The 11,863-nt window shown below is 41.2% G+C and carries 11 protein-coding genes; 5 read left to right on the forward strand and 6 right to left on the reverse strand.

What is annotated here, in order from left to right:
* Positions 1 to 87: 87 nt before the first annotated feature.
* From ACEO2X_RS07760 to ACEO2X_RS07775, 4 genes are all read left to right on the forward strand, one after another.
* Positions 88 to 429, forward strand: coding sequence for a DMT family protein (locus ACEO2X_RS07760; protein ID WP_004969799.1), 342 nt, complete (start codon positions 88 to 90; stop codon positions 427 to 429).
* A 225-nt stretch (positions 430 to 654) separates the two neighbouring features.
* A complete protein-coding gene (purE, locus tag ACEO2X_RS07765) occupies positions 655 to 1,167 on the forward strand; it encodes a 5-(carboxyamino)imidazole ribonucleotide mutase (RefSeq protein ID WP_004969800.1) in 513 nt (170 codons plus the stop codon).
* A 14-nt stretch (positions 1,168 to 1,181) separates the two neighbouring features.
* Positions 1,182 to 2,303: a 5-(carboxyamino)imidazole ribonucleotide synthase gene (locus ACEO2X_RS07770; protein ID WP_004969802.1), complete on the forward strand. Its 1,122-nt coding sequence runs from the start codon at positions 1,182 to 1,184 to the stop codon at positions 2,301 to 2,303.
* 679 nt (positions 2,304 to 2,982) lie between these two features.
* Positions 2,983 to 4,269 carry a lytic murein transglycosylase gene (locus ACEO2X_RS07775; protein ID WP_004969803.1) on the forward strand — a complete coding sequence of 429 codons (1,287 nt, stop codon included), beginning with the start codon at positions 2,983 to 2,985 and terminating at the stop codon, positions 4,267 to 4,269.
* Positions 4,270 to 4,339: 70 nt separating this feature from the next.
* Here ACEO2X_RS07775 and ACEO2X_RS07780 read toward each other — a convergent pair whose 3' ends face one another.
* From ACEO2X_RS07780 to ACEO2X_RS07800, 5 genes are all read right to left on the reverse strand, one after another.
* Positions 4,340 to 4,717, reverse strand: coding sequence for a hypothetical protein (locus ACEO2X_RS07780; protein WP_162164695.1), 378 nt, complete (start codon positions 4,715 to 4,717; stop codon positions 4,340 to 4,342).
* 140 nt (positions 4,718 to 4,857) lie between these two features.
* Positions 4,858 to 5,772 (reverse strand): matrixin family metalloprotease, encoded by a 915-nt coding sequence (locus tag ACEO2X_RS07785; RefSeq protein ID WP_004969807.1) that lies wholly within the window; start codon positions 5,770 to 5,772, stop codon positions 4,858 to 4,860.
* Positions 5,773 to 5,991: 219 nt separating this feature from the next.
* Positions 5,992 to 7,929 carry a molecular chaperone DnaK gene (dnaK, locus tag ACEO2X_RS07790; RefSeq protein ID WP_154321227.1) on the reverse strand — a complete coding sequence of 646 codons (1,938 nt, stop codon included), beginning with the start codon at positions 7,927 to 7,929 and terminating at the stop codon, positions 5,992 to 5,994.
* 121 nt (positions 7,930 to 8,050) lie between these two features.
* Positions 8,051 to 8,623: a nucleotide exchange factor GrpE gene (grpE, locus tag ACEO2X_RS07795; RefSeq protein ID WP_257220042.1), complete on the reverse strand. Its 573-nt coding sequence runs from the start codon at positions 8,621 to 8,623 to the stop codon at positions 8,051 to 8,053.
* 566 nt (positions 8,624 to 9,189) lie between these two features.
* Positions 9,190 to 9,657, reverse strand: a complete 468-nt coding sequence (locus ACEO2X_RS07800; RefSeq protein ID WP_131261893.1) for a hypothetical protein — start codon at positions 9,655 to 9,657, stop codon at positions 9,190 to 9,192.
* A gap of 220 nt (positions 9,658 to 9,877) precedes the next feature.
* On the opposite strand from ACEO2X_RS07800, the gene ACEO2X_RS07805 reads away from it, so the two are divergent.
* Positions 9,878 to 10,951 carry an alpha/beta hydrolase gene (locus ACEO2X_RS07805; protein WP_131261892.1) on the forward strand — a complete coding sequence of 358 codons (1,074 nt, stop codon included), beginning with the start codon at positions 9,878 to 9,880 and terminating at the stop codon, positions 10,949 to 10,951.
* 40 nt (positions 10,952 to 10,991) lie between these two features.
* Here the strand turns inward: ACEO2X_RS07805 and ACEO2X_RS07810 are convergent, their stop codons facing one another.
* On the reverse strand, positions 10,992 to 11,636 hold the full coding sequence (locus tag ACEO2X_RS07810; RefSeq protein WP_371971553.1) for an acetoacetate decarboxylase family protein: 645 nt from the start codon (positions 11,634 to 11,636) through the stop codon (positions 10,992 to 10,994).
* Positions 11,637 to 11,863 lie beyond the last annotated feature (227 nt).

The following is an 11,863-nucleotide window of genomic DNA, read 5'->3' on the forward strand; positions in this document are numbered from 1 at the left end:
CAAACGATGTAAAAAATTGCTGCTCTTGCATTTTTCATGGCAAATAGCTCGTAAAATAAAACTGAATTTTTAAGATAGTACGACACAATGTCTTCAGCATTTTTACTTTTGGTGGTTGCAAACTGTTTTATGACCTTGGCGTGGTATGGTCATCTCAAGTTTTTACCACATGATGCGCCGCTGTGGCAGGCTATTTTATTCAGTTGGGTGATCGCCCTGTTTGAATACAGTTTGATGATTCCTGCTACCCGTTTGCTGGCGCAGCATGGCTGGGCGGTAGGTCAAATGAAAATTACCCAAGAAGTTGTGACTTTATTGGTGTTTGTCCCGTTTATGATTTTTTTGTTTAAGCAACCTTTTAAACTGGATTATTTATGGGCAGCTTTATGTTTATGTGGCTGCGTATATTTTGTGTTTCGAGCATCTTAAAATGGTGCTTTTGCATGGCTTAAACAACTCGCGTAGCTGCAATGGTGTGAGCCTGTGGTTAATTATTAGAAAATAACCAGATAAAAATAATCAAAAAAGTCGGTTGAGTCGCCGTGTTCAATTTTAACAAGTCGAAAAATCAGTCTATAATGTGGAGTTCTTATTCAAGCTTGGCTTTCTCGCCTGAATTTCTCTTTCCTTAGTTTCGTTTCTGGAATATTTGTAATGAACGCGGCCGCTGCACAAGACGCTCCTCTCGTTGGAATTATCATGGGTTCTCAATCGGATTGGGCAACTCTCGAACACACTGCCAATATGCTGAAGCAGCTTGGTGTCCCATTTGAAGCGGAAGTCGTTTCTGCACACCGTACCCCAGATCGCTTATTTGAATATGCTGAACAAGCGCGTGATCGTGGCATTCAGGTGATTATTGCAGGCGCTGGTGGTGCCGCACACTTACCAGGTATGTGTGCAGCTAAAACTGATTTACCTGTTTTAGGTGTGCCAGTGAAATCTTCAATTTTAAATGGTGTCGATTCATTACTTTCAATTGTGCAAATGCCTGCGGGTATTGCGGTAGGTACATTGGCTATTGGTCCTGCGGGAGCAACCAATGCGGCAATTATGGCAGCCCAAATTTTAGGTTTAACCCGTCCAGAGATTGCACAAAATGTTGTCAATTTCCGTGCCGCGCAAACTGAGAAAGTTTCAAGCAACAATATTCCAGGTCAGGCTTAAGCGGGACAATTACTATGGATAAGACCATCGGTATTTTTGGTGGCGGTCAATTGGGTCGCATGATGGCACAAGCGGCTTTACCCTTAAATATTCAATGTACCTTTTTTGAAGCCAGTCCAGATTGCCCAGCGGCAACCTTGGGTCAGGTTTTTGCCAGCAAAAGCGAAAATAGCCTACAAGATTTTATACACAGTGCCGATGTATTCAGCCTTGAGTTTGAAAATACTCCGTTGGCTGATGTTGATGTATTGATTAAGCACAAAGACTTGCATCCACCACGTCAGGCTTTGGCAATTGCCCAAAACCGCTTGCTGGAAAAAGGCTTATTTGATGAATTGGCGATTCCTGTTGCGCCGTATAAAGCGGTCAACTCGCTGGAAAGTTTACAGGCTGCTGTAACTGAACTTGGTCTGCCAATTGTGCTAAAAACCGCAACAGGCGGCTATGATGGCAAAGGTCAGTTTGTCTTGCGCAGTGCAGATCAGATTGAACAAGCATGGGCAGAACTTGGCCCTGCAGGCAGCTTGATCGCAGAAAGTTTTGTTACTTTTTCACGTGAAGTATCTATTATTGCGGTGCGTGGTCAAAATGGTGAAGTAAAAACTTGGCCATTGGCAGAAAACCATCATCACAACGGTATTTTGTCGCATTCGATTGTCCCTGCACCAAACAGCGCTGACTTGCAGCCTGCGGCACAAGACTATATCACTCGCCTGCTCAATCACTTGAATTATGTAGGTGTGTTGACGTTAGAGCTATTTGTCACTGACAAGGGCTTGTATGCCAACGAGATGGCACCTCGTGTGCATAACTCAGGTCACTGGTCAATTGAAGGCGCGGTGTGTTCGCAGTTTGAGAACCATATTCGTGCTGTAGCAGGTTTACCGTTAGGCTCAACTGAAGTGGTACGTCCAACGGTGATGGTCAATATTATTGGTCAGCATCCCAAAACTGAAGATGTGTTGGCATTGAATGGCGCACATTTGCATTTGTACAATAAAACTGAGCGTGAAGGTCGTAAAATTGGGCATATTACTTTAATGCCGAATGATGCTGCTGAGTTGACAGATTTATGCCGCCAATTGGCAAAAATTTTGCCAAATCCATTGGCGCTCAGTGCTGATATGAGCTTGTAAATTTAAAAATGACGCCAAAGCGCTCATCACGATGAGCGCTTTTTTATGCTCTCACATTTTTTATTCTGCCCATTTTTAAGGTGTTCTACCGTTAATCTGTCTAGGATTGACGCTGTAATTTTAGGTTGATTAAGATAGATCAGGCTGAATAAGCAACCATCACCGTAGCAAAGCAATACTTAAAATAAAAATGCGCACAAGTCTGATGGGAAACAGATGATAATTATGAATTCAAAACTTTAAATTCAAATAGCGCGTTTTAAATTTAAAGCGATGCTTCAACTTTGAATTTAAATATCAGAAATGAATTTAAAGATAGATCTGCAGTTTTGAATTTAAATAAAGTAGCGGCTCTTTTGATCTTTAAATTTAAAAAGCTACTTTTAAATTCAAAGTAATACATCGTAAATATGCAGTGAATGTCGTGTTTTGTGGATAACTTGGGTTGGTTTAATTTGAATTTAAACTTTTAAATTTAAAAGTCTTATCATGTGTTGTGATTTTGAATTTAAAAATGTGAGATGCCGTACTTGTGGATAAGTGTTTTAAATTTAAAAACGAGAAAATGAATTTAAAACTGTGTAAATGAATTTAAAGTTACAGATTTTCATCTGATCTCTGTGGCTGAAGGTGTTATGGTAAAGCCAAGATTTAAATTCAAAACACATCAAAGGGTATTATGCATCGTTTCGCTGTGATTTTTGCGACAGCTGCAATGGCAGCTACTCAGGTTCAGGCAGAACTGATTATCAATGGAAAATCTGTCACCGTAACACCAACGGTCAGTACATCTGCAAATTTTCAACCACAAAACCATTTTCAAAGTTGTTTGGCCAATTTACGCAGCCAAGCCATTGCCAAAGGGGTGAGTGGCAGCAGTTATGATCGCTATACTCAAAATCTCAGCCCAGATTATTCCGTCATTGAGCGTTTAAATTACCAACCTGAATTTTCTACGCCAATCTGGGATTATCTCTCAGGCTTGGTCGATGATGAGCGCGTGCAGGCAGGACAGCAGAAATTGGCACAGCACCGTGATGTGCTCAATCGTGTTGCAGCAGCCTATGGCGTACCTGCAGAAACCGTAGTGGCGGTTTGGGGTGTAGAAAGTAACTTTGGTGCGATTTCAGGATCCTATCCATTATTGCAAGCGCTAGGTACCTTGAGCTGTGAAGGACGCCGTCAAAGCTATTTCCGAGGTGAGTTTTTTACCACCATGCGTTTATTGCAACGTGGTGATGTCACTGAATCACAATTAAAAGGCTCATGGGCAGGGGCGTTTGGGCATACTCAGTTTATGCCATCGACCTATGATGAGTTGGCGGTCGATTTTGATGGTGATGGTCGCCGTGACTTAGTATCTAGTATTCCAGATGCTTTGGCTTCCACCGCTAACTTTTTAAAACGTCGCGGCTGGCAAACAGGGCAGCCGTGGGGCTTTGAAGTCAAAGTGCCTGCAGGCATGTCTTTGAGTGGTGAAGGGCGACGCAATAAAAAATCCCTCAGCAGTTGGGTTAATCGTGGGTTGACTCGTGCAGATGGTTCGGCATTAATTCAGGGCAATTTATCGGGCAGTAGCCAGGCAGGCTTGATGGCACCTGCAGGTGCGAATGGCCCTGTATTCTTAGTGTTTAGAAACTTCGATGCCATTTATAGCTATAACGCAGCAGAAAGTTATGCCTTAGCGATTGCGCATTTATCAGATCGTTTAATGGGGCAGTCTGCATTCCGCACCGCTTGGCCAACCGATGATGCAGGTACATCCCGCGCAGAACGCCGTGAAATTCAACGCTTTTTGTTAAGTCGTGGTTATGACATTGGTGAAGTGGATGGTTTAATTGGCGACAAAACCCGTCAAGCGATTCGTCAGGAACAGACTCGACTCGGCTTGGCTGCAACAGGTCGGGCAGGGCAGCAAATTTTAAGAGCGTTTCGTAATGAAGCGGCCAAACAAATGATGCAATAAGTTGTTGCGATTGCATAAAAAAGGTCTGCAAATGTGCAGACCTTTTTAATTTTTGTCTTAAAACAGGGGATTAAGGTTCAATTTTCACTGCTTCAAGCAAATCAAAAATCACAGTCGTGACATCTTGGCTTAATTCTTTGTTATTAAAAATTTCATAAGCTGAAATGGTGATGTCGGTATCACTTGGCAGCAAACGCTGTTCTTCTTCAATCAGGTGTTCAATTGGTAATAAGGTCTGTCTAACCTCAAGATGCAAAATATCTTTGTATTCAATATTTTCATCTTCAAGTTCAATCACTTGCTCATTAAAATACGGCAATAAAATCGAGTGGAGACAAGGTTGAAGCTCAACAATATCAAAAATTTCGATATCACGGCTTTGTTCAATCGTGCTGATGTGGTCATTTACTTCAATCAGGATATGGTAGTAACTCACATGAATCTCCACAGATCGTTCAGGGTTATACAGAGCCTTCACAATAACATGAAATGAGTAAATTTGCTGCCTTTGCACGTGTAATGGATATGCAACTATCGTACAGGGTGAGGGGAGTTTTGTGTTTTAGTCACTTCAGTTTGCCAGATTGCTCAATGCCGTGCATGGAGTAAATCGAGATCGGCAGGGCGCAGTTGGAAATTCTGCAACTGCTGATCTTTTAGCATTGGATACATTAAGGCATAAGGGTCGTTATGGTGTGCTAAACCCAAAGCATGACCAAATTCATGCGCCAAAGTTAGACGTAAATCATCTTTAGATTGAAACTCATAAATCCGAATGGCCTGACCATCAAAGCTGCCTTTATCAAATAAACGTGGTTGAAAACGTGCATTAAATTGCTGGATGGATACATCAATGTCTTGATTAAGTTGATTGAGGGCATCGACTTGTTGATTGAGCTGGTTAATTTGCTGATTAAATTGCGCTATTTCGTGTTCTAAACTCCACATGTGTTGCTGGATTTCTTGTTTTTTGGCTGCAAAAATTTCCTGTTGCGAAGGATGTAGCCCACCACTTTGGTTAATTTGCTGTACTTGACGATTGTATTGTTCAAGTTGTTGTTCAAATAGCATTTTTTTTGCATCAAGTTGTTGATTTTTATCTGCAATTTCTTGTTTTAGTGCTTGAATATTTTGGTTTTGATTGTTCCAGTGTTGTTGGCGTTGTTCAATGGCTGTAAGTTGTTGTTGGCGTTGGTTTGATTCATCTTGACGTTGATCATAAATCAAGTGAATGGCGAGCTTGGCGTTCGGGTCATATACAAAATAATCTTGTCCCGTCCCTTGTTTCCAAATATGGGTGGCTTCCTGACTCAGTTGTAGTAAATCGGCATGGCTTAAGCCAAAACGCGGATCGACTTCAGCAATACGATAACGTAAGCGAGTATCTAAAGGATGTTTTAAATGATCTAGTGCAGTATTGTGTCGTGTATGAGGATGTTGAATATTTTGATAAATCAGCAAGATAGAAAACAGTATGATTGCACCCAATAGAAACAAACGCATTGCTAGCGGCATCCTTTTTTGGGTTTACTGTAGCCGAAAGTAGGGCAGAAACTCAATCTATTTGCAGTTAGAGCATCATTTTATCTATTGTACTCGGTTGAGCGTCCAATTGTCTGTGCTCTTTCATTTAAATCTTGAAGTCAGTGTATGGATATCGAAAAGAAAAACCGCGCTGCAATTGCTTGCAGCGCGGTTTTTGATGTGCGTTAAAGCGACAAATTATTTTTTATCATCTTTGACTTCAGTGAATTCAGCATCCACAACGCCATCATCGGCTTTTTGTTGACCTGCGTCACCGCCAAATGCATTTGGGTCGAAACCTTGTGCACCGCCTTGACCTTGTGCAGCTTCATACGCACGTTGCGTAATTGGCATGATGATGTTTTGCAATGCTTCAGTTTTTGCTTTGATTGCATCTACATCATTTTCTTTGGTTGTCGCTTCAAGCTCAGTGACTGCAGTTTCAATCGCAGTTTTTTCATCGGCAGTCACTTGTTCACCAAGGTCTTTTACTGCTTTTTGAGCAGAAGAAACTAAAGCATCCGCTTCGTTACGTGCTTTTGCAAGTTCTTCAAACTTACGGTCTTCTTCAGCATTTGCTTCAGCATCTTTAATCATCGCTTCAATTTCAGCATCGCTCAAACCAGAGTTTGCTTTAATTTGAATCGATTGTTCTTTGCCTGTGCTCTTGTCTTTTGCAGACACTTTCAAGATACCGTCAGCGTTAATGTCGAACGAAACTTCAATTTGTGGCACACCGCGTGGCGCTGGTGGAATGTCACCTAATTGGAAGTTACCCAACAATTTGTTTTGTTGAGCCATTTTACGCTCACCTTGGTAAACTGAAATGTCTACTGCAGGCTGGTTGTCTGCCGCTGTTGAGAACACTTGAGACTTCTTCGCAGGAATCGTGGTGTTTTTCTCAATGATTGGCGTCAACACGCCACCCATAGTTTCAATACCAAGCGTTAACGGAGTTACGTCTAGAAGCAATACGTCAGTTTTGTCACCAGACAATACGGCACCCTGAATTGCTGCACCAATTGCAACAGCTTCGTCTGGGTTTACGTCTTTACGTGGCTCTTTGCCAAAGAATTCTTGTACTTTTTGTTGTACAAGTGGCATACGTGATTGACCACCCACCAAAATCACGTCAGAGATGTCAGAAGTTGAAAGTCCTGCATCTTGTAGCGCAACTTTACATGGCTCAATGGTACGAGCGACTAAATCAGCAACCAAACCTTCAAGTTTGGCGCGAGTCACGTTCATCACCAAGTGCTTCGGACCTGTTGCGTCTGCAGTGATATATGGCAAGTTGATTTCAGTCGCATTTGAAGATGAAAGCTCGATTTTTGCTTTCTCAGCCGCTTCTTTCAGACGTTGTAATGCCAATGGATCTTGTTTCAAGTTGAAGTTTTGCTCTTTTTTGAACTCTTCAACCAAGTATTCGATCAAGGCATTGTCAAAGTCTTCACCACCAAGGAAGGTATCACCGTTGGTTGATAACACTTCAATTTGTTGGTCGCCATCAAGGTCTGCAATTTCAATGATCGATACGTCAAAAGTACCACCACCCAAGTCATATACAGCAACTTTACGGTCGCCTTCTTTCTTGTCCATACCAAATGCAAGCGCAGCAGCAGTTGGTTCGTTGATGATACGTTTAACTTCTAAGCCTGCAATTTTACCCGCATCTTTGGTTGCTTGGCGCTGTGCATCGTTAAAGTACGCAGGTACAGTAATCACGGCTTCAGTAACTGTTTCGCCCAAATAATCTTCGGCAGTCTTTTTCATCTTTTTCAAAGTTTCTGCAGAAATTTGCTGTGGTGCAAGTTTCTTGTCATTCACTTCAACCCAAGCATCGCCATTGTCTGCTTTGATGATTTTGTAAGGCACAAGACCAATGTCTTTTTGTACCGCTTGGTCTTCATAACGACGACCAATCAAACGCTTAATTGCGAATAATGTGTTTTTCGGGTTAGTTACAGCCTGACGCTTTGCAGATTGACCTACAAGAATTTCGCCATCTTTATAAGCAATAATAGATGGAGTTGTACGTGCGCCTTCTGCGTTTTCAATTACTTTAACTTTGTCGCCTTCAAGTACCGCTACACATGAGTTAGTTGTACCTAAGTCAATACCAATGATTTTAGCCATTTGGATGTTTCCTCAAAAATTCTTTTGCAATGTTTTCACTTGTTATTCGATATGAGAGCCAATCAAAATTTTTCAAGTTGTTTAGATGAAAATTTTTTATCAACTCTCGATTTTATAAGGCTTAAGCGCCAACCATCACCATTGCAGGGCGGAGTAAGCGACCATGTAAGGTGTAGCCTTTTTGTAATACGTTGCCAATTTCATTGGCTTTTGCATTTGGATCAATCCCTACGGCTTGATGCAGGTCTGCATTGAAACCATTGGCTGTATCAATCACCACCACACCAAACTTTTCTAAAGTGGTCAGTAATGATTTCAAGGTCAGTTCCACACCTTCAGACAAGGCAGTTTTTTCATCACCATTGGCGGCAATAGCACGCTCAAGGTTGTCTACAGAATCCAATAATTCTTTAGCAAACTTTTCTAAAGCAAACTTTTTAGCTGTATCTGCTTCACGTTCTAAACGCTCTTTGGTTTTTTCCGCTTCGTAAACTGCATTGGCAGTACGTGCTTTTTCCAATTTTAGGTTTTCTTCAAGTTTGCTCAGTTGTTCTTGTAAAGACTCAACGGAAACTTCTGCTTGCTCAGTATCTTGCGCTGTTTGTTGTTCCGTCTGCTCTAGCTCAAGGTCTTGAGTTTGTTCGTTCTGCTCAGTTGCCATTGATTTACTCCGTTTAAATGGGTTTTTAAACATGTACAGTCCTTTGGCGTCAGTGCTAACTGCGTTATTGCTGAACTGCCATGGTTAGAGAAGTTCGTAATTAGCTAAGAAATCGGGGCAGGGCAGGCAAAATTCAAGCGTGCCAGTAGATTAATTTTCATTGCCATGAAATTTGGTCAAAAAAATACATTTTGAATCAAGATGTCGGCGGATGAATGAAGCAAATTAAACTTTGAAACTTATAATATTTTTTTGTTTAAAAAAGTATGGTAATAGGGAGCTGATTATTCAGCTAAACCAGTGCTTTTATTACGGAGATAGCTAAAAACACTGTTTTATCAACAGGATTCGACTGGGTGTTTGTTCACTATATTGTGCATGCGTATGATTAGAGTTTTTAAGTTTTGGTTGATTAATCGCTAAAACAGCTTAATCGAGAGTAATTATATATTTTACACAAAACCTAACACTGCTTATTATTTGCGCATAGATGCTATATCGCTGTAGTTTCTTGTGTATTGCTAAATGTGTTTTCGGGGCTTATCTAACTTCTGAATAAGCCCTTTTTTTACCTCATTTGTTTTGCTTTGCTGCAAGACTCAATCACGATCACGTCGTTGTTCACGGTCTTTACGGTTTTCCTGCCAGCGCTTTTGTTGTGCATCACGTTGTTGTTGCCAGCGTTTACGAGCTTCCTCACGCTTTTTTTGTTCAGCTTCAATTTGCTGCTTACGCTTTTGCTCAAGCTGTTTACGCTGCTGTTCCGATAAGCGTTTACGCTGCTCTGCTAAACGTTGTCGCTCTTGTTCATAGCGTTGTTGCTGTAATTGCTGTTGTCGTTTTTGTTCCCATTCACGACGTTCTAGTTCACGTTTACGACGCTCTAACTCAACCCGATTTTTACCTTGTTGATATTCCCAACGCTGCCGATCATTGTCATAACGTCGATGATCATCATCATAGCGTGGCTCATATCGTCCATCGTAGTAACCTTCGTCAGGCACGACTACGCAACCTACGGCTAAAAAAGCAGTCGCACATGAAAGTAAGATTAATTTTTTAGTCATGCTCTGCCTCCTGAGCTGATGAGGTGAATTTGTCTGAAACATCAAACATAGACTGCAATAGTGTCAATGACAGCGTCATAAAAGCAGGGTAGCGTATAGGTAATTTGAATGTGTATAACGATTGAAGCACTTGTATAACAAAATGGTCACTGTGCTGTTGATCATGAAGAAATTATGAAGCGTTTAGGCAAATCATGCAGACATATAAAAAGGAACAGGCATGCAAATTTTGAATTCATCTCTCAAAAATAAATTGCACAAAGGACAAGGTGCTGCTGCACGTGCATTAAATAAGTTACCAAGTCGAGTACATCATACTTTGGCTCAAGCTTTGGGTTATCCGTATCATTATCCAGACCTTGATCCATTTATTAAATGCATGATGGCGGCACAATTAAAACAAGGGAAAATTGGTTTTATTGGTGCTGACCCTGTACAGTCTAGACAGGCATTTGATCGACAAATGCAATCTATTCTGAGCACTCCAACTGCGGTCAAACGAGTTGAAGAAATCCGTTTAAACTTAGCCAGTGGCAATATCGCAGCGCGTTATTATCATCCTGCACCACATAAAAAATTGCCTTTAATCGTGTTTTATCATGGTGGTGGTTTTGTGGTGGGTGGTTTAGACAGTCATGACGAATTTTGCCGCTTAATGGCGGTACATGCCCATGCACAAGTGTTGAGTGTGGAATATCCACTCGCGCCTGAAGCTAGTCCACAGCAGATTATTCAAGTCTGTGAAGATGCTTTGGCATGGGCATATCAACATCGTCGAGAAATGAAAATTTTAAAAAATCGCATAGCGGTGGCAGGCGATAGTGCGGGTGGTAATATTGCAGCGGTAGTTGCACAGCGTAGTGCTCATTCAGCCTATGCACCTGACGCACAATTTTTAATTTATCCAGCCTTAGATTTTAAGAGTCGCCATCCTTCATTCTTTGCTTATAAAGATGGTTTGGTGTTGACGGGACAAGATATTGATTTTGTCACCCAGCACTATGTCACACAGCATCAGGTCGCTTTGGATGATCCAATCATTTCGCCAACTTTTGGCAAATTGAAAAAACTAGCGCCTGCCTTTGTGGTCACAGCAGGGCATGACGTTTTGCATGATGAAGCTGAAATTTATGCACATAAATTACGTCAACATGCTGTCACGGTAAAATATGTAGAATATTTAGATCAAACACATGGTTTTATTAGCATGACCTTTGTGTCGCGTCGCGCCAAAAAAATCAGCATTGAAATGTGTAAAAACTTTAGAAAATTTTGGGATCGACCACGTAGCTAAACCTTGGGTTGTCTTTGTTAATCTGTTTCACGTGGAACGGTTAAACCAGAGTAGAGATTTCGGCTTCTGGAAAAGTCAGTTCGAACTCAGGCACGTAAAAACCATTGATTAAGCGTGCCTGATTAAAATCAGGAAACAAACTTGGATTCGATTGCCAAGACGCATGTTTGAGTGGGATTAATCTGCCGCGAAAAGAAGGATTAAATTGATAAGATTTCCCTTGCCATGTTTGCTGAATTTTTAAAAGCGCAGCAGGGATGTAATGACTATCAATAAAGCTACGTTGCGTATTGCATTTTTCAAGTTGAATGGCGAATTGCAAATCTGCGTGTTGTATTTTGCAACTCATCTGTCGATCTTGAATATCCCAATCAAAGCTTGCCAGTTCTTTCGGAATACCCCAAAGCTGTTGTCCGTGTTGCACAGAAGACTCAGTTGAAACAAAAATTTTAGGAATGGTAGATAAACGACGCTGCCTAAATAGAGGATGATCTAAAATCAGCAGCTCATCATAAGCGCCAATGGGGCTAGCGTTATAACGTACCCACATGACTTGAACAAGACGCCCTAAAAAAGAAGGTGCTAAGCCAAAAGGCTGTGCCAGATTTAAAAAATGCGGGCTGAGCCAATAATTTAAAATATAGGCTTCACCTTGAAGTTGCCAAGGTGCTGGACACAGTCGGATCTGATCTGAATTATTTTTATCAAATGGAGCGTAAAACTCAGTCCTTCAGGTCAGAGATATAAGCGACACGACACTAAGTGTCGTTTGATTTAACTAAGGGCTATTTTCCTTGAGTTTTGATTGTTAATATAAGTACATGAAAACCCTTAAATTACGTATAAAAGACAAACATTGCAAGGTGTTAGACCAACTAGCATCAGAAGTGAACTTCGTCTGGAATTATGTCA

Origin of the sequence: Acinetobacter sp. AL9, assembly GCF_041464035.1 — a bacterium.
Classification (GTDB): Bacteria; Pseudomonadota; Gammaproteobacteria; order Pseudomonadales; family Moraxellaceae; genus Acinetobacter; species Acinetobacter towneri.

Bases quoted from the DNA above. Each gene is read 5' to 3' on its own strand.
- ACEO2X_RS07760 (WP_004969799.1), top strand. From the start codon at position 88: ATGTCTTCAGCATTTTTACTTTTGGTGGTTGCAAACTGTTTTATGACC.
- purE (WP_004969800.1), top strand. From the start codon at position 655: ATGAACGCGGCCGCTGCACAAGACGCTCCTCTCGTTGGAATTATCATG.
- ACEO2X_RS07770 (WP_004969802.1), top strand. From the start codon at position 1,182: ATGGATAAGACCATCGGTATTTTTGGTGGCGGTCAATTGGGTCGCATG.
- ACEO2X_RS07775 (WP_004969803.1), top strand. From the start codon at position 2,983: ATGCATCGTTTCGCTGTGATTTTTGCGACAGCTGCAATGGCAGCTACT.
- ACEO2X_RS07785 (WP_004969807.1), bottom strand. From the start codon at position 5,772: ATGCGTTTGTTTCTATTGGGTGCAATCATACTGTTTTCTATCTTGCTG.
- dnaK (WP_154321227.1), bottom strand. From the start codon at position 7,929: ATGGCTAAAATCATTGGTATTGACTTAGGTACAACTAACTCATGTGTA.
- grpE (WP_257220042.1), bottom strand. From the start codon at position 8,623: ATGTTTAAAAACCCATTTAAACGGAGTAAATCAATGGCAACTGAGCAG.
- ACEO2X_RS07800 (WP_131261893.1), bottom strand. From the start codon at position 9,657: ATGACTAAAAAATTAATCTTACTTTCATGTGCGACTGCTTTTTTAGCC.
- ACEO2X_RS07805 (WP_131261892.1), top strand. From the start codon at position 9,878: ATGCAAATTTTGAATTCATCTCTCAAAAATAAATTGCACAAAGGACAA.